This is a genomic window from Psychrobacter cibarius (assembly GCF_904845955.1).
Classification (GTDB): Bacteria; Pseudomonadota; Gammaproteobacteria; order Pseudomonadales; family Moraxellaceae; genus Psychrobacter; species Psychrobacter cibarius_B.
In genome coordinates this window covers 305,499-330,461 of the sequence record NZ_CAJGYX010000003.1, presented here as the reverse complement: position 1 = coordinate 330,461, position 24,963 = coordinate 305,499, and the positions used below count along the sequence as shown (strand labels likewise).

Annotated in this window: 18 protein-coding genes and 1 pseudogene; 7 read left to right on the top strand and 12 right to left on the bottom strand. The window is 44.6% G+C overall.

What is annotated here, in order from left to right; genetic code table 11:
- Positions 1 to 83: 83 nt before the first annotated feature.
- The 4 genes from rtcA to JMV76_RS08110 form a co-directional block, all read right to left on the bottom strand.
- Positions 84 to 1,187, bottom strand: a complete 1,104-nt coding sequence (gene rtcA / locus JMV76_RS08125; RefSeq protein ID WP_201502298.1) for an RNA 3'-terminal phosphate cyclase — start codon at positions 1,185 to 1,187, stop codon at positions 84 to 86.
- A gap of 81 nt (positions 1,188 to 1,268) precedes the next feature.
- Positions 1,269 to 2,576, bottom strand: a complete 1,308-nt coding sequence (locus tag JMV76_RS08120; protein WP_201502297.1) for an LA2681 family HEPN domain-containing protein — start codon at positions 2,574 to 2,576, stop codon at positions 1,269 to 1,271.
- Positions 2,577 to 2,593: 17 nt separating this feature from the next.
- Positions 2,594 to 2,899: a hypothetical protein gene (locus JMV76_RS08115; protein ID WP_201502296.1), complete on the bottom strand. Its 306-nt coding sequence runs from the start codon at positions 2,897 to 2,899 to the stop codon at positions 2,594 to 2,596.
- Positions 2,900 to 2,938: 39 nt separating this feature from the next.
- Positions 2,939 to 4,171: an RtcB family protein gene (locus JMV76_RS08110; RefSeq protein ID WP_201502295.1), complete on the bottom strand. Its 1,233-nt coding sequence runs from the start codon at positions 4,169 to 4,171 to the stop codon at positions 2,939 to 2,941.
- Between the two features lie 255 nt (positions 4,172 to 4,426).
- Between JMV76_RS08110 and rtcR the strand changes: the two genes are divergently transcribed.
- Positions 4,427 to 6,148, top strand: coding sequence for an RNA repair transcriptional activator RtcR (rtcR, locus tag JMV76_RS08105; protein ID WP_201502294.1), 1,722 nt, complete (start codon positions 4,427 to 4,429; stop codon positions 6,146 to 6,148).
- A gap of 73 nt (positions 6,149 to 6,221) precedes the next feature.
- Here rtcR and JMV76_RS08100 read toward each other — a convergent pair whose 3' ends face one another.
- Positions 6,222 to 7,049 carry an IclR family transcriptional regulator gene (locus JMV76_RS08100; protein ID WP_201502293.1) on the bottom strand — a complete coding sequence of 276 codons (828 nt, stop codon included), beginning with the start codon at positions 7,047 to 7,049 and terminating at the stop codon, positions 6,222 to 6,224.
- Between the two features lie 189 nt (positions 7,050 to 7,238).
- Here JMV76_RS08100 and JMV76_RS08095 point away from each other — a divergent pair, with 189 nt between their 5' ends.
- The 3 genes from JMV76_RS08095 (at position 7,239) to JMV76_RS08085 (ending at position 11,019) form a co-directional block, all read left to right on the top strand.
- Positions 7,239 to 8,423 carry an acyl-CoA dehydrogenase gene (locus JMV76_RS08095; protein WP_201502292.1) on the top strand — a complete coding sequence of 395 codons (1,185 nt, stop codon included), beginning with the start codon at positions 7,239 to 7,241 and terminating at the stop codon, positions 8,421 to 8,423.
- Positions 8,424 to 8,714: 291 nt separating this feature from the next.
- A complete protein-coding gene (locus JMV76_RS08090; RefSeq protein WP_201502291.1) occupies positions 8,715 to 9,914 on the top strand; it encodes a CaiB/BaiF CoA transferase family protein in 1,200 nt (399 codons plus the stop codon).
- A gap of 55 nt (positions 9,915 to 9,969) precedes the next feature.
- Positions 9,970 to 11,019, top strand: a complete 1,050-nt coding sequence (locus tag JMV76_RS08085; protein WP_201502290.1) for a histone deacetylase family protein — start codon at positions 9,970 to 9,972, stop codon at positions 11,017 to 11,019.
- Between the two features lie 62 nt (positions 11,020 to 11,081).
- Here JMV76_RS08085 and JMV76_RS08080 read toward each other — a convergent pair whose 3' ends face one another.
- A complete protein-coding gene (locus JMV76_RS08080) occupies positions 11,082 to 11,846 on the bottom strand; it encodes an IclR family transcriptional regulator (protein ID WP_201502289.1) in 765 nt (254 codons plus the stop codon).
- 262 nt (positions 11,847 to 12,108) lie between these two features.
- On the opposite strand from JMV76_RS08080, the pseudogene JMV76_RS08075 reads away from it, so the two are divergent.
- The 3 genes and pseudogenes from JMV76_RS08075 (at position 12,109) to JMV76_RS08065 (ending at position 16,785) form a co-directional block, all read left to right on the top strand.
- Positions 12,109 to 13,586 (top strand): annotated as a pseudogene (locus tag JMV76_RS08075) (NAD-dependent succinate-semialdehyde dehydrogenase).
- Between the two features lie 183 nt (positions 13,587 to 13,769).
- Positions 13,770 to 15,032: a 4-aminobutyrate--2-oxoglutarate transaminase gene (gabT, locus tag JMV76_RS08070; protein ID WP_193837042.1), complete on the top strand. Its 1,263-nt coding sequence runs from the start codon at positions 13,770 to 13,772 to the stop codon at positions 15,030 to 15,032.
- A 310-nt stretch (positions 15,033 to 15,342) separates the two neighbouring features.
- A complete protein-coding gene (locus JMV76_RS08065; protein ID WP_045445480.1) occupies positions 15,343 to 16,785 on the top strand; it encodes an APC family permease in 1,443 nt (480 codons plus the stop codon).
- A gap of 95 nt (positions 16,786 to 16,880) precedes the next feature.
- On the opposite strand, the gene JMV76_RS08060 is transcribed toward JMV76_RS08065, so the two are convergent.
- The 6 genes from JMV76_RS08060 to JMV76_RS08035 form a co-directional block, all read right to left on the bottom strand.
- Positions 16,881 to 18,248: an NAD-dependent succinate-semialdehyde dehydrogenase gene (locus tag JMV76_RS08060; protein ID WP_201502288.1), complete on the bottom strand. Its 1,368-nt coding sequence runs from the start codon at positions 18,246 to 18,248 to the stop codon at positions 16,881 to 16,883.
- A 48-nt stretch (positions 18,249 to 18,296) separates the two neighbouring features.
- Positions 18,297 to 19,433, bottom strand: a complete 1,137-nt coding sequence (aguA, locus tag JMV76_RS08055; protein WP_201502287.1) for an agmatine deiminase — start codon at positions 19,431 to 19,433, stop codon at positions 18,297 to 18,299.
- A gap of 52 nt (positions 19,434 to 19,485) precedes the next feature.
- Positions 19,486 to 20,355 carry an N-carbamoylputrescine amidase gene (gene aguB, locus JMV76_RS08050; protein ID WP_227690218.1) on the bottom strand — a complete coding sequence of 290 codons (870 nt, stop codon included), beginning with the start codon at positions 20,353 to 20,355 and terminating at the stop codon, positions 19,486 to 19,488.
- 120 nt (positions 20,356 to 20,475) lie between these two features.
- The gene (locus JMV76_RS08045) at positions 20,476 to 21,969 is read right to left on the bottom strand and encodes a Na+/H+ antiporter NhaC family protein (protein WP_201502286.1); all 1,494 of its coding nucleotides are present in this window, start codon (positions 21,967 to 21,969) and stop codon (positions 20,476 to 20,478) included.
- A 194-nt stretch (positions 21,970 to 22,163) separates the two neighbouring features.
- Positions 22,164 to 23,552, bottom strand: coding sequence for an NAD(P)/FAD-dependent oxidoreductase (locus JMV76_RS08040; protein WP_227690217.1), 1,389 nt, complete (start codon positions 23,550 to 23,552; stop codon positions 22,164 to 22,166).
- A gap of 1 nt (position 23,553) precedes the next feature.
- Positions 23,554 to 24,897 (bottom strand): glutamine synthetase family protein, encoded by a 1,344-nt coding sequence (locus JMV76_RS08035; protein WP_201502285.1) that lies wholly within the window; start codon positions 24,895 to 24,897, stop codon positions 23,554 to 23,556.
- Between the last annotated feature and the right edge of the window lie 66 nt (positions 24,898 to 24,963).

The following is a 24,963-nucleotide window of genomic DNA, read 5'->3' as shown; positions in this document are numbered from 1 at the left end:
CCTACATCATACACATATGATATCACTGCATAGCAGTAATTGGGTAACAGAGTGCTACTGTTGATGTTGCTAGTGGCGTGATTTTAACAGACAACTTGTACCAAAGTTTTCTGCTCATCGATCACTTTAAGCTTAATCTCAACGGGCAAAAATTGCTGAATGAGCCATGCTTGGGTTTCAGTGTGCTTACTAACGACACGCGCGGTAAACTCGCCACCGCCTGCTAACGCCAACGGTAAGAGTAATTGATCGGTTAAGTATTCATCGACCAGTGAGTCGGTGTTAAATACATAACGTTTGACTAAGCCTGATAAACGACAACCTATCTTTTCCGCCGAGCTGCGTTTCTCTCCTAATAAAGTAAACACCTCGGAGTGATATTCTTTATGATTTTGGGTGTCAGAAACCTCATGAGTGACTTGTGCATAGCAGCTATTGCCTTCACCTATACCTTGCAATTTATGACTATGAGTGGTTATCAGCGTTTCATCAATTCCCGATTCGACCAATGATGCTTTTGCGCTGGCAAGCTCACGTTTGCAAATGTCGTACTCTAGATTGAGCACGCTCGCGACCAGCTCTATACCGATAAGCTTACCGCGTTTATTCAGGTTAAATTGTGAAGCGCTTGCATGGCGCATAAATGGCGTTATCGTCGCTTTAATCATGCCGCCACCAATAGGCGCAAACCCTGCTTGCACGCATTCGATACCCACGTGCATACCCAATTTCGCCAATGCAGGGGCGAACGCTTGCTGTAGAAAGTCCGTGGTTGGCGCGAGTGGATTGTGCGTGCCGCCTGTGATAGTTACGGTAGATGGTGATGCTGAACCAGTATTGGAAAAAAGCAGGGCGGGTAATAGCGTTTGCAGCACAAGGCTGGTGCTACCTGCCGAACCAATATCAAAGTTATAATCGCCCGATTGAATAGCATTAGGCGTAAAAGTAAAGGCCATACTGCCCAAATGTGCGCCTGTCACGGTGGCATTTGATATTTGCTGCGAGGCTTGTACACACATCAAGTGCTGACGCATCAATCCAGATTTAGCTCTTCCAGCGCGAATATTGGTGATCTCGATTGGTGTGCCTGTGAGCATGGATAAAGACAGTGCAGTACGGATAATTTGTCCACCGCCTTCGCCTGTACTGCCGTCGATTTTTAGGGTTTTGGGTTTTGTTTTAGTCATGAGTATTTATTATCTTTATTGGCAAATGAGTAAGGCTTCTGCGAGTTTCATTTTGTTTCCCTCTCTCTTATTTTTTATTTTCTAAGTATATTTCTTTCGCTCGATAAACTTGTCCTGACTTAAAATATTAGGAATATCTTCAAGAGCTTCTTTCTCAGCTTTGATCCTAACTGCAAAGACGAAAGAGAAAATAGCTGAACGCGTCAACTGCAAAACATGCTCTGCACTCTCAACAAATTCGGACTCAGAAATAAAAACTGGTTCTTCATAATAGGTTAACGAGGCTTCAGTGCTTTCAGGTTTTTCATTCTCATAAATAAATACGAAGCTATGTTCCAAGGCGTTTCGCCACTGCTTGTAGAAACTAAGCTCGCCTTCGAACTTATGGTTTAAATCACAAGCTATACTATATAAACCAATCAAACCTTCATTATTATAAGCTTCGAACTTTTGCAGTCTGTCTTCATTTTCAAGTTCCCAGAAAGTATGAAAATATGAAGGTCTGACTTTACCTTTATTATTTTTAAGTTGTAAATCAAACAGCAAGGCTACAGCATTACCTATCTTGTCTAATATACCAAAGCAAATTCTAAAAGCAGTACGGGGGTTTTCAATATTTGTTCCTAGTAGCTCGTTGTCATATAGCTCTGCATAGCAAGCGTCATCGTCGATATCGTTATCTCTTTTAGCAAATTTATATTCATATAACATTAATCTGGCAAGACCAAACTCAGATTTTAATCTATTTAACACTTTTTCCATGGGATAGATGAAGTCCCCAGATATAGCTCTAGTATTTAAAGGAATAGTTAAGTTATCACGGGCACTTCCATAGCATTTACAATACAAGCCATGTTCACTAAGGCTTAAAAAGCTATCTAAGCACCACTTTCGATACTCTGAAAAAGATTGGTATTCCTGCTCATCTAAATGGTTGTCATCTTCTATATCTATACCCAAATCCAAACAATATTCTTTGATTTCTTCTTCTGTGTGTTTAGCCTTATCGAGAAAGCTGCTTTGCCAGTCAGGAGGAAATTTACTCGAAACACTAGCATGATAATAGCCTTTAGCTACTTCTTTATACTGTTTGATCGAGAATACTTCTGTGATCTGATTTAATAGTGCTAAACATTCACTGCGATTTACCCAAGATTCTGGAATGTCTAATCCCATACAATTGACCTTATCAAATAAACTTAATGCTTCTGAGAATCTATACTGCTGATATAGATTTATTCCCATATTAACCATGACCTGTGGCGCCAAAATATCTTTATTCCTTCTACGAATCATAGTTGCTTTAAGAAGCAATGATCCTACTTCTGAAAGTCTTTCTATCCGACTGACATCAGTTTTCCAATGGTTATTGGACTCATTTTGAGTCAAATTGCTTTTGGCATTTGCTAAGCAGTAGTATAACTATCGCGAGTTAAACAATTTTCAAAGCTATTGGACTCTATTATTTCCAATCCGATATGAGAAGACTCTAGATTGAAATTTCTATTACCCAAATCAATAAATAGTCCAGCAAGTCTAAAAAATGCGTAGGAAAAACTAGGTTCAGTGAGATCGTGGACTTCTTCTAGAAGCTCCTTCAAATATAAGCATAACTTATAGCTTTCTTCAAACTGTCCTTTATCAATCATTTCAGATGCGTTGTCTAGCTGTAAGTTTGTGTATAGAACCCTAGAGTGAATGGAATCTTCCATAAAATTTCTCCTTTTTATAAAAAGTATTATAGTTTCTGCCTAACCTTTAACACAAACCACCTGACGCAGTGTATGTACCACTTCTACCAAGTCGCTTTGCGCTTGCATTACGTCATCAATATTTTTATAAGCTGCTGGAATCTCATCAATCACATCCGCATCCTTTCGGCATTCTACGCCCGCAGTCTGCGCGATTTGATCGGCGACTGTAAATACCTTTTTGGCTTCAGTACGTGACATGATACGACCTGCACCATGCGAGCAAGAGCAAAACGATTCTTCGTTCCCTTTACCGCGCACGATGAATGATTTGGCACCCATTGACCCCGGAATAATTCCATATTCACCAACACGCGCACGTACAGCGCCTTTACGGGTCACAAATACTTCCTCGCCGTAATGTTGCTCTTTTTCTACATAGTTATGATGACAGTTCACCGCTTTTACGGCTGCATCAAACGGCTTGAGTATGATGTGGCGTAGCGCTTTAATCGCTTTTTCCATCATGATTTCACGGTTTTTAAAGGCAAAACGCTGCGCCCAACCAACCGCAAACCAATAGTCATCAAAATGTTCTGTACCTTCAGCAAAGTAGGCCAAATCTTTATCAGGCAAATTAATAAACCACTTGCGCATGTCCTCACGTGCCAACTCAATAAAGTAGCGACCGATGGCATTACCCACACCGCGTGAGCCTGAGTGCAGCATGATCCAAACTTGGTTGGTTTCATCAAGGCACACCTCGACGAAATGGTTACCTGTACCCAGCGTACCCAAATGGTTAAGGTTATTGGTGTTTTTTAGGCGAGGATGTTTTTGGGTTATATAGTTAAAGTCATCAACCAGCGTTCCCCAACCGTTCATGACGGTGTCGTCAGGGTTTGCCCATGCACCCACATCGCGGCGTGACCCGCGACCACGCGTTTTACTACGACCATGCGGAATGGCTTTTTCTAGTTCGGTACGCAGACCAAGCAAACTATCGGGCAAGTCGTTTGCGGTTAAGGTGGTTTGTACCGCCATCATGCCACAGCCGATATCGACACCGACGGCAGCCGGAATGATTGCTTCTTTGGTTGGCAATACTGTGCCTATAGTCGCGCCAATCCCAACGTGTACATCAGGCATCACCGCAAGCCATTTATATACAAACGGCATTTTTGAGGCTTTGATCAATTGATCGTGCGCTTTTGGATCCACAGGGACACCCTTGGTCCAAAGTCTGATCGGCGTTCCACCTTCTTGAATAATATTATGAGTAGTTGGTTGCATGTTGTATTCCTTAGCGTTGCAAAGTTTGTTTATTATGAAAGATGATTCTTACTTTATATAATGCTAAGGGCGTGGCAAATTTTTAGGATATTTGAAATTTATTTATAAGTATTTGATAGTAAATGGTTTAATTTCTTAAGTGTTTTTCGGATAGATAAATTTACTTAACTATGGGCTACAAATATATAGAAATATATCTAACTAGATAGAAAATAATATACTATTTATTAATGATAATCAGTGATAAGTAATATTATGAACAGTGATCCAAACAACAAAACCGCCGTCATCGGCTTCCTCGGCACTACTTTAGACAATGGCTTTAATGATAAGCGTTGGCAACGTTGGCGGCCAACCGTGACTCTAGGTCTGCACGACGAGCTACTGGTCGATGAGCTGCATATCTTATACAGCAAGCGCGATAAGCGGCTGTTTAAAATAATTAAGAATGACGTGGCACAAGTCAGCCCGCAGACTCAGGTGGTTGGTCATCGTGTTGCGTTGACCAGCCCGTGGGATTTTGCCGATGTTTATGCTGAGCTGTATGACTTTGCCGCAGGGTTTGATTTTCAGGATAATACAGATTACTTGCTGCATCTGACCACGGGTACGCACGTGGCGCAGATTTGCTGGTTTTTATTGGTAGAAGCAGGATTTATTCCAGCTGATTTGATTCAGACTTCTCCTTGCCCAAGACCTGACCAAGCTGATCCGAAAGGACGCTATCAATTGATAGACTTGGATGTCTCACGCTATGATGGTCTGCGCGAGCGTTTTGAGGCAGAAAAACAGCAACATTGGCAAACCTTGCAAGCCAATCTAGTCACCCAAAACGCCGCTTATCAAAAGCTTATCTCCGATATCGAAAAGGTAGCCACCCGATCAACTGCACCCATACTGCTAATGGGCGCAACAGGGGCGGGCAAGTCGCAATTGGCAGGCCAAATCTACGCGCTTAAAAAAGCCAAAGCCAGCAGCACGCAAGGCAAAAACACGCTTGAACAATTCGTCGAGGTCAACTGCGCGACGCTGCGTGGTGACACTGCTATGAGTGTACTATTCGGTCATGTCAAAGGTGCCTTTACGGGCGCTGCGACGAGTCGTGATGGGCTGCTAAAATCAGCGGATGGTGGATTATTATTCTTAGATGAAATCGGTGAGTTGGGGCTTGATGAGCAAGCGATGCTATTGACCGCACTGGAAGAGCAGCGCTTTTATCCACTTGGCAGTGATACGCCGATTAGCGTGTCGTTTCAGCTGATGGCAGGCACCAATAAAGACTTGCGGCAAGCGGTCGCAAATGGCGAGTTTCGGGCGGATTTGTTTGCGCGTCTTAATACATGGACGTTCTTTTTGCCATCACTCAAAGATAGGTTGGAAGATTTACCAGCCAATATCGATTACGAGCTAGCGCGCTTGGGTAGCGAGCAGCAGCAGCACTATCGATTTACTCCAGAAGCACGGCAGCTGTATGAAGCTTTTGCGATGAGTCAGGATGCGACATGGCAGGGGAATTTTCGTGATTTGACGGCCAGTATGATTCGCCTGACCACGCTGGCTGAAAGTAAAGTAATTCGCAATGATGACGTACAAGCGGAGATTGAACGCTTAACTCATCTTTGGGAATTGCCTGACAGCTTGGATGGCTCGAATAGTTTAATTAATGACAATAAAGGCAATAAAAATAGCCCAAGCGATAATAACCCTGATACTAGTTTAGATAGCGAAACTGTTGAGCAGGGTAGCCATAATATTTTAAGAAGATATCTCGATGAAGAGATTCTGACAACTATTGATCCGTTTGATGCGGTGCAACTGGCGTATGTGATTGAAGTGTGTATCAGCCATAAAAACCAAGCGGCGGCTGGCCGCTATCTGTACGCCAACTCACGCGATAAGCTAAAAAGCCCAAACGATAGCGATAGATTGCGGAAGTATCTGCTGAAGTTTGGTTTGAAGTTTGATGAGCTAAAATAAAGCATCTTTCATAAGATAAAATCCGTTAATTAAGCCAAGATGCTCGTACTATAGATTTATCATTTGTTCTCTTTTAAACACCACTGCCAATCCGCTCCGCCAACGCCTGCAATTTTGGCACAATCATCGCTGCATATTCTTCTGATTCCCAGTTGGCACTTGGTACACTGGCATTTAGCGAATACGCATATTTCCCAGTCGCAACATCAAAGACACCAACGGCCACTGCCAATATATCAGTAGAAAACTCACCATCTGATACCGTATAGCCATGCGCTTTATAATGCTCTGCGGCGTCAGATAGAGCAGACTGCGCGTGGTTATAATCTTCTGTAGATAAATGCTCTTTTAAATTACCTTCAATGACAGCCTGTCTTGCTGGCGAGCTAGCCGCATAAAAAGCGCGTCCAATAGCGGTGCGAGCGACCGGCACTGCTGAGCCAACTTGCAAATTGACTGATAAGCGAGCAGGGCTACGACAACAAGCGTGATAGCGCATTTCTCCTTCAACCTCGGTTGCCAAGTTTACTGATACTTCATTCTCACTAGCGAACTGCCGCAGTAATGGCTCAGCCGCTGCGACCATATCGTGGCGACTCCATGCGGTAGCACTTAGACGTACAGCACTACTGCCTAGTTGATACTGTCCGTGCTCGGTCATGCGTAAAAATCCAAGCGTTATTAATGTGTGAATCAGGCGAGTGATGGTCGCTTTTGGTAGGGTAGTCATCTGACATAACTGTTGATGACTAAGCTGCTCATGATGCTCAAAGGCTGATAACAAAGTCAGTCCACGCCCCAATGCAGTCACGAATTGTCTGTCATTATCTTCTTTACTCTGCTCAAGGATGCTATTCATTCGAGTCAGTAGTGGCACAGCTGCTGATATATTTTTTGTCATTTTATGCTCATTTTTTTGGATAAAGGTTTACAGCGCGGTAAAACTTTGCTTAAATAGATTTAAATTATGAAACTAAGTTTCGCACAGCGGAATAAGTAAGTCAACAACCTGTGCAGTCAATTTGTTTATTAATAATTGTTCGTTAATCATTATTCGTCGGTCAGGAAGACTGACATCAAGGAGATCCACATGGCAACATCTACGCGTCCAAGTTTCGATTGGGAAGATCCGTTTTTATTACGCGATCAGCTTACTGATGAAGAGCGCATGGTCACGGACAGCGCCCGCCAGTTTTTTCAAAAAGAGCTGATGCCTGGCATTATTGAGGCCAATCGTAACGAGAGTTTTGACCGTAATATCATGCGCCAAATGGGTGAGATGGGTCTGCTGGGTGTGACGATCGAAGGCTATGGCTGTGCTGGTTTATCGAGTGTTGCCTATGGTCTGATTGCCAAGGAAGTAGAAGCAGTCGATTCAGGCTACCGCTCAGCGATGAGCGTACAGTCAAGCTTGGTTATGCATCCTATTTGGGCGTATGGTACTGAAGAGCAGAGAGAGCGTTATTTGCCTAAGCTGGCATCGGGTGAGTATGTCGGTTGTTTCGGTCTGACTGAGCCTGATTCGGGTTCTGACCCTTCATCAATGTCGACGCGTGCGCGTGCTGTGGATGGCGGTTATGAGTTGACGGGTAATAAAATGTGGATTACCAACAGTCCTATCGCTGATGTGTTTGTCGTTTGGGCAAAAGACGATGCTGGTGAAATTCGTGGTTTTATCTTAGATAAAGGTATGAAAGGGTTATCAGCGCCGAAGATTGAGGGTAAGTTTTCACTGCGTGCATCAGTCACGGGTGAGATTGTGATGGACAAAGTATTCGTTCCTGAGGTCAATGCTTTCCCAGATATCCGTGGTCTAAAAGGTCCATTTGGCTGCTTAAATAAAGCACGTTACGGTATCGCTTGGGGTGCAATGGGCGCAGCTGAATTCTGCTGGAAAGCAGCTCGTCAGTACACGCTAGACCGTAAGCAATTTGATCGTCCGCTCGCCGCAACGCAGTTGGTACAGTTGAAACTTGCCAATATGCAAACAGAAATCACCTTGGGTCTACAAGCAGCGCTACGTGTTGGTCGTCTGATGGATGAAGACAATGCTGCGCCTGAGATGATTTCACTGATTAAGCGTAATAACTGTGGTAAGGCGCTCGATATCGCTCGCATCGCTCGTGACATGCATGGCGGTAATGGTATCTCTGATGAGTTCCACATTATTCGTCATGTGATGAACTTAGAAGCGGTTAATACCTATGAAGGTACGCATGATATTCATGCGCTTATCCTAGGTCGTGCGCAGACTGGTATTCAAGCGTTTTATTAATAAGTGCTAGCTAGTCAATGCTAGCCAGTTTTAGACCATTAACGTACGTTACTGTTTGGCTTTTTATAAGCTGTTATAAACAGGAACGTGCGTTTCTGAGTTTTTAAGCATTTTTTAAGCACTGTTCTTATGCATAGTTCCTATACATCGTTGTTATGCATCATTTATTTAGCGGTGTCTATTCTTAAAAGGTATTAAGGCATTAAAGAAAAGACAGTAAAAGCTAAATGATACATGGCAATTTTTTATCAAATTTTTATCAAAGAATAAGTTACATAATAAGGGAAGATTATGACTGATATGGCAAAAGGTGCATTACACGGTATCAAGGTGCTCGACTTGTCGAGAGTATTGGCCGGTCCTTCTTGTACCCAAGTACTTGCAGATTTGGGTGCCGAAGTCATCAAGGTTGAGCGTCCGCATATTGGTGATGAAACACGCCATTGGGCACCGCCAGTATTCAGCGATGACACCTCCGCTTATTACGCTACCATTAACCGCAATAAAAAATCCCTCACCGTTGATATCACCACCCCTGCCGGACAAGCTATCATTAAAAAACTGGCCATTGACAGTGATATCTTGGTAGAAAATTTCAAAGTGGGTGGTCTCAAAAAATACGGCTTGGATTATGACAGTCTAAAACAACACAATCCGCGCCTGATTTATGCGTCATTGACGGGGTTTGGTCAGACAGGTCCAGATGCCGCGCGTCCTGGTTATGATTATATTATCCAAGGGTTGTCAGGACTGATGAGTATCACGGGTCCGAGCGATGGCGAACCTCATAAAGTTGGCGTGGCAGTCGTCGATTTGTTTGCAGGGTTGCAGCTGACGATTGGTATTCAAGCGGCTTTGATTGCTCGTGAGATTACGGGATTAGGGCAACAGGTAGACGTTGCACTTTTAGATAGTGCGCTTGCCATGCTAGCCAATGTGGGTATGTACCATTTGGCATCCGACAAAGTCCCACCAAGACTCGGCAATCAGCATCCCGATATTGTGCCTTATCAAGTGTTTGCTGGGCAGGGTGACGCGCACTTTATCTTAGCGTGTGGTAATGACAGTCAGTTTGCCAAACTTTGTGATGTGCTTGCAGTTGATTGGCATACCGACAAGCGTTTTATGACCAATCCACAACGCGTTGCTCATCGTGAGCTGCTGTGTGGCGAATTGAGCAAAAATTTTGCCGAGCAACCTCGTACTTATTGGTTAGAAGTTTTAGATCAAGCAGGTATCCCATGCGGAGCGATTCATAATATTGCTGAGGCCTTGGCAATGCCGCAAGCGCTGGCACGTGAGATGGTGGTTGATTTTGCCCCGCAAGGCAGTCCGGTAAGAGCACTTGGGAATCCGATTAAATTATCCGCCTCACCGGTTACTTATCGGTCACCGCCACCGAAGTTGAGCGAGCATACCGATAGTACGCTTGCTGATTTGGGCTACGACAGTGAGATGATTGCTAAGCTAAAAGCCGATGGCATTGTTTAGTTAGGCATCAAAAAAAGCGCCATTGGAAAAAATGTTAAACAAAGGAATGTTAAGCATGAAGATATATAGCCATGAAAATCTAAGTCTACATAGGCCATTACCTTATTTCTCTTATGGAAAGATGCATGAGCCGTTAGAGATACCAGATCGTATGGTTGAGTTTATAAAAGCACCAGCAGCGTTAGGGTTAGAGGTGACGACAGCTACCAATATCGGTATTGGGCCTATATTAGCGGTTCACGACTTCGGTTATGTTGAGTTTCTCAAGCATGGCTATGATGACTGGATGGCAGTTGAAGAAGATCTAGGCGCGCAGGTTCAAACAGGGATCTTTGTACCGTATGACAATCCCGATATCGGTATCATGGCAAAAGCGGCGAAGTATCAGGCCGATGATAGTGCACCTATCAGCGAGCATTCTTGGACATCTATTTATTGGTCGGCACAGACTGCACTCAATGCGGCTGAAGCATTGCTGAACGATAATCTATCAGATACCGAGCGTGCCGAAAGTCATATACAGCTCTGCTTCTCACGGCCGCCTGGTTATCATGCTCGCAAGAGCGCCGCTGGCGGATTTTGCTATCTAAATAATGCAGCCATCATCGCCGAACATCTGCGGCAAAAATACGAAAAAATCGCCATTATCGATACGGATATGCATCACGGGCAGGGTATCCAAGAGATATTTTATGATCGCAGCGATGTGCTCTATAACTCGGTTCACGGTGACCCCGTTAACTTTTATCCCGCAGTGACAGGGCATGCGTTTGAAAGGGGCACAGGCGTGGGTGAAGGCTATAACGTTAATTTTCCAATGTCGCACGGCACCGATGAAGCTGGGTTTTTTGAGTATGTTGATAAATCTATCGAAGCGATGACGCTATTTGACCCTGATGTCATTGTGCATGTCTTAGGATTCGATGTTTATGAAAATGACCCAGAAGCAAGATGTGCCGTGAGTACGCAAGGGTTTAATGTACTAGCACAAAAGATGAAAGCGCTAAATAAACCACTGATTGTTTTAGTCGAGGGCGGTTATTACTTGCAAAAGCTCAATGACAATTTGCAAGCATTTTTATCAGGGCTTATTTCAGAAGATTAACAGTTATCACCAAAATAACTGAAAGAGTTTGAAGTAAGCAAGAAACTAGCAGCGTTTTAACTTTATTTATTATCGATAAAACCCAAACGCTGCTCAATTTGCTGCGCCAATTCAATCAATACCGCGCTGACCTCAGCACGCTTGGACTCATATTCGCCTTGCAAAAAGCTAACCGCCATACCCGCAACGGCATTGCCTGACGCATTGCGAATATAAGTACCCAAACAATACATCCCTTCGCGCAGTTGCCCATCATCGAGTGAGATGCGACTGTTTTGAATGGCGGTCAACTCGGTGGACAAATCGCTAAAGTTATCAACACCGTGTTGGGTAATAGGTGCGGGGAAACCGGTAGCGTAGATAGATTTTATATTGTCCATAGAAAAGGTTGAGAGCATGGCTTTGCCCGTGGCAGAGAATACCGCTGGTACGCGAACACCAGCGCGAAAGGTAAAGCCAAGCGGGGCAGGCGCTTCATGACAGGCTAAAAACACCACTTCACCTAAATCAAGCTTAGATAAAGTGACTGTATGTTGAAGAAGAATCGGATACTGGACAATGAGGTCTTTAAATAACTGGATGACGCCTTGCTGCTGCTCATACTTACCCGCCCAATACATCAAATAAGAGCCTAAATGAAAGCGGCTATCGCTGTCTTTATAGATGACATGCTTGGTCAAAAGACTTTGCAAAATATTGTGGGTTGAGCTACGTGGTAGATTGAGCTCTTTAGCAATATGAGCTGCGGTTAAAGGCTGTGAGCTATCAGTAATTAAATCTAAAATCTGAAAGGTTTTGTCCAAGGCAGGAACGGCAGTTGAGCTCATAAGGAACCTATAAAAGTCAGTAAAATTGGGAAAATATAAAAATAACGCGATAAATCATCATTAAAATGAGAATAGGGGTTGCAAATAGCTGGCTATCATTCTTATAATGATGTCTCATATATAGAATAGATGTTCAGTATATTGAACACTTAACGAGTTATCAATAATTATTTAAATCATAACCTTCTATTTATTGTTATTCACTTATCGCTATAAATCTGCGAATCCTATTTGCAAACCTCAATTGACAAGGAGCGTCACAATGTCACAACTGTCACAGTCTACGCTACAGCTATCGAACCCAGATCTACTTAAACAGCAGTGTTTCATCAAAGATGGCTGGCATGCCGCTAGTGATGACTCAACTATTGATGTGAGCAATCCTTTCAACGGTGATATCATCGGTACGGTACCAAGCCTGACAACCAACGATGTCAACGATGCGGTTGCGGCTTCTCATGACGCTCAAATCACTTGGGCCGCTCAAACCCCAAAAGAGCGTGCTGAGCTACTACAAAAGTGGGCAGACCTCATCGATGCCAATAAAGAAGACTTGGCTATCATTATGACCGCTGAGCAAGGCAAACCTTTAAACGAGTCGCGCGGTGAAGTGGGCTATGCCAATAGCTTTATCCGCTGGTTTGCCGAAGAAGGCAAGCGTGTTTATGGCGATGTTATCCCTGCCAATCAGTCACAACTGCGCCATGTCGTCTTAAAGCAGCCCGTTGGCGTTTGCGCGGCGATCACGCCTTGGAATTTCCCAGCAGCGATGATTACCCGTAAAGCGGCACCAGCATTGGCAGCAGGCTGCACGATGATTATTAAGCCTGCGACTGAAACGCCATTTTCTGCATTAGCACTCGCTGCATTGGCTGAACAAGCAGGTATTCCAGCAGGCGTTATCCAAGTAGTGACGGGCAAATCATCAACCATCGGCGATATCCTAACGGGCGATGCACGTATTCATAAGCTTTCATTCACAGGCCATGAACGTGCATAACTACCACTGTAGATGGCTCAATGTGCGACAACCATCAAAAACTGTCATTAGAGCTGGGCGGTAATGCGCCATTTATCGTCTTTGATGACGCTGATCTGGAAAAAGCAGCTGAAGGCTTAATCGCCTCTAAATATCGTAACGCTGGTCAAACTTGTGTTTGTGCCAATCGTGTCTATGTGCAAGACAGCATTAAAGATGAATTCCTAGATGTGTTTGTGAAAAAAGTCGCTGAACTAAATGTCGGTAACGGCATGGATGAAGGCGTGGATATTGGTCCTTTGATTAATCAAAAGGCGCTAGAAAAAGTGCAAGCGCTACTTAAAGATGCTTTAGACAAAGGCGCGACGCTTATCGCTGGCGGCAGCACCAATGACGCCTCAGAGCTTACTTACAATCCAACGGTCATTACCGATATCAGTGCTGAGATGGATATCGCGCACGAAGAAATATTTGGCCCTATTGCGACTATCTTTACCTTTAAAGATGAAGCAGACGTTATTCGTCAAGCCAACGATACTATCTACGGCTTGGCTGCTTATTTCTACAGTGGTAGTTATGCACGTTCATGGCGTGTCACTGAAGGTCTTGAATACGGCATTATTGGTCATAATACGGGGCTTATTTCTACTGAAGTCGCTCCATTTGGCGGTGTCAAGCAGTCTGGCTTTGGCCGCGAAGGCTCAAAATACGGCATTGAAGAATATGTCGTGACCAAATACTGGTGCTCTGACGTCAGCTAACCGTTTAGCGACATACGCTCTCTTTTAAGGTTTTAATTGTCACACCGTATCGAACGGGATTCAGCACCATGAATCCCCTCTATAGCTAGCAACTAACAACTGTTAACTATTAGATAAACCATTCCTCAAAACCGCCATTCAATCATTGGCACTTATGTTAAAAATAAAGAAAAGGACATTCTCATGACGACTACCAATAAATCACTACTTGAGCGCCGTAAAGCTGTATTACCAACAGGACTTGGCGTTGCCTATCCCATCTTTGCAGAAAAAGCCAAAAACTCAGAAGTTTGGGATGTTGAAGGCAATCGTTATATTGACTTCGTTGGTGGTATCTCAGTACTGAATACTGGTCACAGCCATCCAAAAATTACCCAGCGCGTGCATGAGCAACTTGACAAGTTTACCCATACTGCGGCGCAAATGATCAACTACGAATGCTATGTGGATCTTGCCGAAAAACTTTGTGAAAAAGCGCCTATCAGCGGTGAGAAAAAAGCCTTCTTTTTAACGACTGGTGCAGAAGCGGTCGAAAACTGTATCAAGATTGCTCGTGCGAAAACAGGTCGCCCAGGCATCATCTCTTTCGTTGGTGGTTGGCACGGTCGTACTTTAATGTGCATGAGTTTGACAGGTAAAGTGCTGCCGTACAAAAAGAACTTTGGTCCAATGCCAGGCCCTGTATTCCATGCGCTATTCCCAGCTGAAGAGCTAAATGTCACAGAAGCACAAGCGCTGCATAGCCTTGAGATGATTTTCCAAGCGGATATTGATCCTAGCGAAGTGGCGGCGATGATTATCGAGCCAGTACAAGGCGAGGGTGGTTTCCATCAAGTCACCCCATCATTTGCCAAATCTCTACGCGATATCTGCGACGAACATGGCATTGTCTTGATTTTTGATGAAGTGCAATGTGGTTTTGCCCGTACGGGTACGTTGTTTGCCACCGAGCAGTTGGGTGTTGAGCCTGACTTAATGACCAGTGCCAAGAGCTTGGCGGGTGGTTATCCTATCTCTGCGGTTATCGGCCGCGCTGATATCATGGATGCGCCGCAAGTAGGCGGTTTGGGCGGTACATACTCTGGTAATCCACTGGCTTGTGTGGCTGCACTCGCTGTCATGGAAGTTATCGAAGAAGAAAACCTACTTGAGCGCAGTATTGAGATTGGCGACAAAATCGAAGCTTTCTTAAAGGGCTTAAACTTAAGCAGTATCGGTCATATTCGCCATAAAGGCGCGATGCTCGCGTTTGAGTTAATCGATAGTGATGGCAAGCCTGATGTGGAAGCGACGACTAACCTAAAAGCAAAATCATTTGAGCAAGGTTTATTATTAGCGTCTTGCGGTATGTATGGCAACGCCATTCGCGTGATGGTGCCATTGACGGTTGAAGATGAAGTGCTCCAAGAAGGTCTAGATATTATTAAAGGTATCCTAACCGCTTAATAGGTATTCAGTATTTATTTATAGTGAAATACATCACTTTTAATCAAGCCTCGATCTTGGTTAGAAGGTTATCTCTAATAGCACAGCAAGATTGCCCATATGGCACTCGCTTTGAGTACATTTTTTACAACGGCGCCTTGCAAGTCAAGACGCCGTTGCTGTTTGTACTATTTGAATATGAAACAAGTAGTGCCTAGCAGCTTCGATCAAAAGGTATATATGATAATTATGATGGGTACTATCCCACTAAACAAAAAATAGTGTGACCGTCAAGGGTTAACACGGATGACACACAGACAAGGAGCAGGTTATGTCTGAATTAAAAAAATCGTTAGGGACGCTAGATATTATCGCCTTAGCATTCGGTGCTATGGTAGGTTGGGGCTGGGTAGTCTTGGCTGGTGGTTGGATTTTATCTGCGGGGACGTGGGGCGCAATGCTGGCGTTCTTGATAGGCGGTTTGGCAGTGATACTGATTGGTGTGACTTATGCCGAGCTTGCCGCATCGATGCCGATTACGGGCGGCGAGCATACCTATACGCATAGAGCACTGGGGGTAAATGTCTCCTTTATCTGCTCATGGAGTATTCTATTTGGGTATTTTTCGGTGGTCGCGTTTGAGGCGGTTGCCTTGCCGACAGTCGTAGAGTATTTTATCCCCAATTACAATCAAGGGTATCTCTGGACCATCGCTGGTTGGGATGTTTATGCCACTTGGGTGGGCGTTGGGATGCTAGGCTCAGTCATCGTCACTTGGCTAAACATCCGCGGTATGGAGGTCAGTGCGTGGTTCCAAAAGACGGCCGTATTGGGCATCTTATTTGTGGGTACGTTGCTGTTCATTGGCGCAGTCATGTTCAATCCTGAAGGCTCGAACTCAGTACAAGCACCTGCATTCATCGGTGGTATTGGCGGTATGATGGCCGTTATTGTCATGGTGCCGTTTATGTTTGTCGGCTTTGACGTTATTCCGCAAGCGGCAGAAGAAATTGATCTGACTCGTCCTAATATTGGTAAGTTTTTGATTTTATCGATTGTCGTTGCGGTAATGTGGTATGTGGGTATCGCTTGGAGTGTTGGCACGACCTTGCCACTCTTACAAGCCGAAAACTCAACGCTCGCCACTGCGGATGCGATGACCAATGCTTGGCATGGCAAGTGGGCAGGTATATTGTTAGTGATTGGCGGTGTGCTTGGTATTTTATCAAGCTGGAACGCCTTTTTGATTGGTGGTAGCCGACTACTTTATGCCATGTCAAAAGCACGTATGTTGCCCGCATTTTTGAGCAAGCTGCATCCAAAGTATAAGACGCCGTCAAATGCCATTTTATTGATCGGTGGTTTGGCGACACTAGCACCCTTGTTTGGTCGTAAAATGCTAGTGTGGATCGTAGATGCTGGTGGTTTTGGTATCGTTATTGCTTATACCTGTGTCGCTATCTCATTCTTAGTACTCCGCTACCGCGAGCCTGATATGGTACGCCCATTTAGAATACCAGCAGGTAAGCTTGTGGGCATGGTCACGATTGCCCTAAGTTTTGGAATACTCATGCTGTATATGCCAGGTATGCCATCCGCGCTAACCCCTATCGAGTGGTGGATTTTCTTTGGCTGGACGGTCTTAGGCATTGCGTTATATGGCTATGCAAGGGTGAAGTATCCAGGTATTAGCGAGTCAATTATGGCAGAAGAGCTACGTGAATTAAAAATAGTTAATCAGTTGTGGTTAAAAGACAACCCACCTAAGCAATAGTTTTTTCGATGGGTTGTTTTTTAATAACATCAACTTTTAAAAAAAGCCTAACAGTCACTGTTAGGCTTTTTTTGTTCTAAAAATGACTCTGTCGATTACGACTTATCACGAATCAGTTTATAATTTAAAAACTCAGTGATACCAAGGGTACCAAGCTCGCGACCAAATCCTGAGCGTTTGACGCCGCCAAACGGAGTATTGGCTTCGCTACCAGAAGGCGCATTGATAGTGACCATACCGACTTCTAATTTGTCAGCAATCTCAGCGGCTAGCGCAGCATCTTGCGTTTGGATAGAAGCACCAAGTCCGAAAGGCACATCATTAGCTACCTTGATGGCATGATCGATGTCACAAGCTTTATAGACGACTGCCACAGGACCGAATAGCTCCTCACGGTAGACATCCATAGATTCATCAACGTCAGTTAATACCGCAGGCTTAAACCACGCACCCGGCTTGTCTTTGATCATACCGCCTTCGACCAATACGGTCGCGCCTGCTTGAATGGCGCTATCGAGCTGTTCTTGCAAGTTAACTGCTGCTGCCTTTGAAGACATTGGACCAATGAAGGTATCTTCATCAAGTGGATCAGCAAGTGTCATGTTACTGACGGCATTAGTAAACCCTTCAACGAATTTATCATACACAGATTCGACAACGATAAGGCGTTTGGCAGCATTACACGCTTGTCCTGTATTGCTAAAACGACCAGAAATAGCCCCTTTTATAGCTTGTTCGATATCGGCATCAGCTGCAACGATAAAGGCGTCTGAACCGCCAAGCTCTAGCACGACTTTTTTCAGCGCGCCGCCTGCTATTTTAGCAACTGCTTGCCCAGCTCGCTCAGAGCCTGTTAGCGAAACGCCTTGTACGCGGCTGTCTTCGATGATTGTTGCCGCTTGCTCATTGGTGGCAAACACATTGTTATAGACACCCTCTGGTAAGCCAGCATCTTTTAGGATATCAGCGATGGCTTCCGCAGTCTTAGGACATTGCGGTGCATGCTTTAGAATAACGGTATTACCCGCCATAAAGTTTGGCGCGACAAAACGTGCCACTTGATAGTGTGGGTAGTTCCACGGCATGATACCTAATAGAACGCCTACAGGACGTTTTTCTACCGAAGCTGAACCTGAATCAATATCAATGGTACTAGGTAGCTGCTCAGCGTTGTCTGCATAATAGCGATAGATATCGGCAACTAGGCCGATTTCACCTTTCGCTTGTGCAACGGGCTTGCCCATCTCATTGGCAACGATGCGAGCCAGCTCATCTTGACGTTCAAGATAGATATCGGCAATTTTATGAAGTATGGCACTGCGCTCATCCAATGAAACCTGACGCCAATCTTGATAAGCGGTATCGGCTTGTGCAATAGCGTTCTGGATGTCCTGCTCAGTTGCCGTAGGGTAGGTGGCTTCTACTTCGCCAGTGGCTGGGTTATTAACTTGATAATCGCTCATAGCTATGTCCTTTTTTAAAATATTATTGGGTTCAACATCCATTTGGGTTTATATTTTTATGCGCGTGCTTTTAATTGATGATTTTGGCTGCTGCTGAGTAATACAGTGAATATTACCACCGCCAAAGACAATCTCCTTTGTGCGTACTCCCACTACCTGATGCTGAGGAAATACTTTTTCAAGCTGCTCGATGGCTAATGAATCATTTTCATCATCATATTGCGGTACGATGATAGCCTCATTACAAATTAAAAAATTGGCATACGAAGCGATACAAACATCACCAGTCTGACGCGCCTTGGCATCATCAGACTGCTCAATATCATAGTTCTCAGGTAAAGTAACAGGTTGCTTGGTACAGCAAAGCTTATGGACTTTTAGGCGGCGACCTTTGGCATCGGTCATATTTGAGAGCTGCTCATAGGCTTTTTGTGTTGCTTTATAAAATGGATGCTCAGAATCATCAGTGTATAAACAAACCACTTCATCAGGGCGCGCAAAGCAGGCAATATCATCAATATGACCAGTGGTTTCGTCAGGATCGATACCGTCATCAATCCACAGCACTTTTTGCACATTGAGATAGGCTTTTAACTTGTCTTCAATTTGATCTTCGGTTAGGTGCGGGTTACGTCCAGGACTGAGCAAACACATACGGGTGGTCAGAACGGTGCCTTCACCATCGACATGAAATGCACCGCCTTCCATCACGAAGTCATCCGTTCGATAGCGTTTGATATCTAGATGGTCACATAAGCGTTCAGCCAGCTTATCATCGTCATCCCACGGCGAGTATAGCCCGTCATAGTCGCCGCCCCATGCATTGAATGTCCAATCACAAGCGCGTAGCTCACCTTTATCATTGATTAAAAATGTCGGGACAGTATCACGCGCCCAAGCATCGTTGCTGGGCATGGATATGACGTCGATGTCAGCAGGTAGACTATCGCGGCATGATTGATAATCATCAGGATTGACCAGTACGCCAACCTCACAAAATCTGTTGATTGCCAATGCGACATCAGCATAAGCTTTCTGAGCAGGAGCGGCTTGTTGTCGCCAATTATCAGCACGGTATGGCCACACCATCCATATTTTTTGTATCGGCTCAAATTCTGCTGGCATGTAAAAGCCGTCTTGCTGTGGTGTTGAGCCAGTGATTAATCGGTTCGGTAATAATGACATATAGAGCACCTTATTTGACAATAGCGCGAGTGAGCTTGCTTGTTAACAAACTTTATCCATGAGTCAGCAACATGCCATACATCGATGGACGACGATCACGGAAAACGCCCCATTGCTGACGTTCGATAGCCAGTTGATCTAAGTCAAAAGTCGTACTAAGTATCTGTTCTTTATCTTTAGATGCTTCTTGTATAATCTCGCCACGACCGTCGGTAATAAATGAGCTACCGTAGAATGCCATGACGCTATCGTTTCCGTTTTGAGCAATCGTCTCAGTGCCAATACGATTGGCTGCTACCACTGGCATGAGATTAGCAGCAGCATGACCCTGCATACAGCGCTGCCAATGACCTTTTGAGTCGATGTCCAATGTTGGCTCATCACCAATCGCAGTCGGATAAAACAGTATTTCTGCACCCATTAATGCCATGCTACGAGCGCATTCAGGGAACCATTGATCCCAGCAAATACCGACACCAATTTTGGCATACTTGGTTTGCCAAACCTTGAATCCTGTGTCGCCGGGGGTAAAGTAGAATTTTTCGGCATAAGGAATGCCATCTGGTATATGCGTTTTACGATAAGTGCCAAGTATCTCGCCATCGGCATCAATCACGGTCACGCTATTAAAAAAGGTATTGCCTGATTTTTCATAAAAGCTAATCGGTAATACCACTGCCAGCTCTTTAGCCAGTTTTTTGAAATGAGAGATAGCGGCGTTATCGGCGACTGATGTCGCAAGCTTAAAGTAATCAAAGTCATGGACTTGGCAGAAGTAGGGGGTCTCAAACAACTCTTGTAGCAAGATAATATTGGCACCAGCTTTAGCAGCTTTGGTCACTAATTCAGTAGCAGTATCAATATTTTGTTGTATATCCCAGCCGCAAGCCATTTGGGTCGTAGCAACGGTGACATTTCGCATGATCTAAATCCTTATCGTATTTATTAGTGACTACCATATAAAAGGGCTGTTTTTATTGACTGACGAACAATCTCTCATTGTCCGTTAGTCAATGATTAAAATAATAGCGCTAAGGTTGGCTTAAGCCATCATATAACCCAATCCTAAGAAGGTGACGACGGATAAACCCGCACCGAGCATGGCATAGGGGAACTGGGTAAAAGCGTGCTGCATGGGGGAGCAGCCGGCACCTTGCGCGGCAAGTAGCGATGAATCACTAAAGAAGCAAGCATGGCTACCAAATGATGATGCTGATAACAATGCGCCAATCATAAGGGGTGTGCTAACGCCTAGTGCAATAGAGATTGGAAAGACAATCGGCATGGCAAGGACATACAGCCCCCAGCTTGATGATGTGGCAAAAGTTAAGAAAGCCATGACGGCAAAGATGACGGCAGGGAAAATAATAATCGTCATATAAGGCGTGATAGCCTCAATCACATATGAGGTCATACCAAGCTCATCATTGATGGCTTTTAAGAAAAAACCACCGATGACGGTTGAGAGCGGATAAAGCATGACTTTAAAGCCTTTAAAGATGGCTTCAACTTGCGTCTCAAAACTTAAAATGCCTTGCATCCAATAGACAACGACGGTCACAAAACAGGTCAATAATGCACCGCGTAATAGATCGATTTCGAAGTAGACCGTAGAGACAATCAACAAAATCATTGGGAAAGCAAAGTTTGCGATATTGGCTTTGAACGATAGCTTACGTTTGGCTTGGACGTTTGAGATCAGTTGCTCTTCGACAAAGGCTTCAGGAACAGGATTACCGGCTTTGGCACGTGCCTCTGCCTTTTTCATCGGACCCCAGTCACCCAAAATGCCATACGCGACCAAGAATACAATCAAAAGTGCAAACCAAGCATACGCCATATAAGGAATCGCGCTGATATAAAGCCCAATACCTTCACCATCGCCAGCCACGCCGTTTTCTTCTAAAAGACCTGCAAAGTAGACTGCCCACGTAGAAATAGGCACGATAATACACATCGGTGCGGCGGTTGAATCGACGATATAAGCGAGCTTCTCACGAGAAACGTTATAGACGTCAGTGAGTTTTTTGACGGAGGTGGATACGGCTAGACAGTTTAAATAATCATCAATGAAAACCACGACGCCCAAAGCAAAGGTAGCCAATAATGACTGACGGCGCGACTTAATGATTTTTTGTAGCCATTCACTAAAGCCATCTAGACACCCACTAATCTCCAGCAGTTGAATAAGACCACCCATTAGACCACAGACGAGAACAATCCAAATAATGGTCTCATTACCCAGCACCATCGACATGTTGTCTGCAAAAGGGGAGACCAAATCAAAAGGATTGAGCATCACGAGGCCAGCGACACAGCCTGCGATCATGGATTCGAATGGTCGCCTAGAGACAATAGCAGTGACTAATACTAATAAGGTTGGTAGTAAAGATAAGGCGCCCCAAGATTGGTCTGGGGCATGGCTGGTAGATAGCCAAGCAAAAGCCAGATAGATGACGACGGCTACTATGACGGTGAGAAATACTCGCTTATTATGATACTGTCCTTCGACCGCATCATTGAGCTTCATGTTCATATTTACGCTCCCTGTAAAACCTCATTGTTTTTTTAAACAAGCTCTATTCTATGGTTGACGCGCGACAGACAGTAGCGAATCAACTGTCTATCGGCCCTATCACAACAATCCGTTGCTATGATAGGTCACTGTAACGACCGCTTTTAAAGTAAAAACACCTTATTCAATGTTTATTATTCAAAGTTTTTATGCGTTTACATGCCAGTGGTATCTTTTAGCGCATACCACCATGAGCCCATAACCGAGTAAGGGACTCGCAGCGCTCGACCACCTGGGAATGGAATCCAAGGAATTTGTGCAAAAGCATCGAACTCTTTGGTTTTACCATTGATGGCATCGGCTAATATTTGTCCAAATAGATGCGAGCCTGTCACGCCATGACCACTATAACCATGGGCGAAATATACTCGCTCATGTAGTTTGCCCATTTGTGGTACGCGGGAAAAAGACAACGCAAAGTTCCCACTCCACGCATAGTCGATTTTGACATCGCGTAACTCTGGAAAAATCTTAGTCATGTTTGGTCTAATTTTAGCTGTGATGTCGGCGGGGTCTTGACCACCGTAGACTGTGCCACCGCCGAATAACATGCGCTTGTCTGCTGAGAGGCGATAGTAATCCAAAATGTAGCGGACATCTTCGACACAAACATCGGTTGGGAGGAGCTGGTCTGCTAAATCACCCAGCGGCTCGGTGGCGATAATCTGCGTCGATACAGGCATGACACGGTCAGTCAGTTTAGGGATGACTTTATTGAGATAGGCATTGCCGCATAGCACCGCGTGCTTACAAGTTACGGTGCCAAACTCGGTGATGACTTTGATAGAGTCATCGGCATACTCAATATCAACCACTAAGGTGTTCTCATAAATGGTGCCGCCGCCTTGCTCAATGGCCGCTGCTTCACCTAGAGCAAGATTCAATGGATGGAAGTGTCCACCAGAGTGATCGATGACCCCGCCCACATAGGCATCTGATTTTATATGCTCTTGGATACCGCGCTTATCGAGCATCTCTCTATCATGCATACCATGGCTCTCCCACAGTGCATGCGTTTCTTGCAAGTCTTTTAGCTGTCCGTTATTTAATGCCGCAAAGATGTTTTTTTCTTTGAGATCACAGCTGATATCGTAGTCTCTAACAAAACGACGAATGATTTTGCCACCGCGGGTCACGAGCTGACCGACGAAGTCTGCATTTTCTTGACCATAAGACTTTTTGATTTTTTGTAGGCTGGCATTTAGACCATTGACAATTTGACCGCCATTACGACCTGATGCGCCCCAACCAATTTGGGCGCCTTCTAAAACCACGACTTCATGATCCGTTTCAATGAGATGCAGGGCAGTGGATAAACCGCTATAGCCGCCGCCAACCACACATATTTCCACTTGGATGTCATTTTTTAGGGTTGGTCTATCCGGCTTAGGATTACGACTGGCTGCATAATAGCTATCAGGATATTGCCCTTTGTCTGAATAATGTGGGATATTTCGCGTGTTATTCGAGGATAGGTTTTGGTTCGTTGCTGCATTGCCGTTTAAATTGCTACTTGAGTTGCTACTTGAGTTGCTATTTGACATATCAAACATCCTGTAAATAGGTGAGGTATTCAAGGTTGGTCACTTGCTGAGCAAAGCGTTTGGCTTCTTGCTTTTTGACCGCGATCAATAGCTCAATCATCTCGCTTGGGAACAGCGAATCAATCACATCACTGCTTTCAAATTTGCGGATGGCGGACAGCCAGTCAAGTGGCAAGGTCTTAAGCTCTGCTTCGTCGTAAGTAATGCTATTAATGGGTTCTGGCGCTTCCAGCTTGTTTTCGATGCCATACAGCATACCTGCCAGTACCGCACTACAGACCAGATAAGGATTGGCATCTGCCCCAGAGACACGGTGCTCGATACGGCGTGCTTTTGAGTCACCACCAGGGATACGTACTGCCGCCGTGCGGTTTTCATAACCCCATGACACATTGTTTGGTGCTAGCGTACCGGGTGTAAAGCGGCGATAAGAATTCACATGTGGGGCAAATAACAATGTGCAATCCGACATAGTCTTTAACAATCCAGCGACTGCATGGCGCAAGATATCTGAGCCTTCATCTGACCCATCATCAAAGACATTATTGCCGTCTTTATCTAATAAGCTGCAATGAACATGAAAACCATTCCCCGACTGTAGACCAAAAGGTTTTGCCATGAATGTCGCGGTGAGTTTACGGCGAGCAGCGACGGCCTTGACGACCTGTTTGAACAAAATGGCATCGTCAGCGGCTTTTAGTGGATCGTCTACGTGTAATAAATTAATCTCAAACTGACCACAGCCATTCTCCGCCAAAGCAGCATCTGCTGGGATATCGAGCTTTTTGCACTGTGCATAAACTTCGTCTAAAAATTCATCGAATTGTAATAGATCATTGATACTCAAAATTGAGGTTTTATTCAGTCTTAGCCCGCTTTTGGGGCGGATAGGTGGTCTTGGGGTTTCGCCTGCAGTATAGTCAACCAAATAAAATTCCAGCTCAGTGGCCATCACTGGAGTCAAACCAAGCGCTTTGAATTTTTTGCTAATGTAATCCAAAACGTGTCTGGCATCACCGTAATAAGGTTCGTTATTTTCTGTATAAAGCCAAACGGGCAATAGCGATGAAGGCGCACTGGTGTTGAGAAGTGGATAGGCGGCACGACCAGTAGGACGGGCAATGGCATCTATATCGCCATTACATTGAGAAGACTCGATGACATCAGCACCCCAAATATCAACGCCTAAGATAGATAAAGGCAATCGTATCGCACCGTTTTCTGCTTTTTCCATTTGATTGAAAGGGATGCGCTTACCACGAAGTAAGCCATTAATATCACCTGCCGCAACATAAACGTATTCTGTGTTGTTTGCAGATTCGACCATTCCATTGGTTGTCGTCATGTCTATTCTTCCTATGAATTTTTAGAATTACTGGGATTATTGTCAATACGGATACTGCTGGCGCAT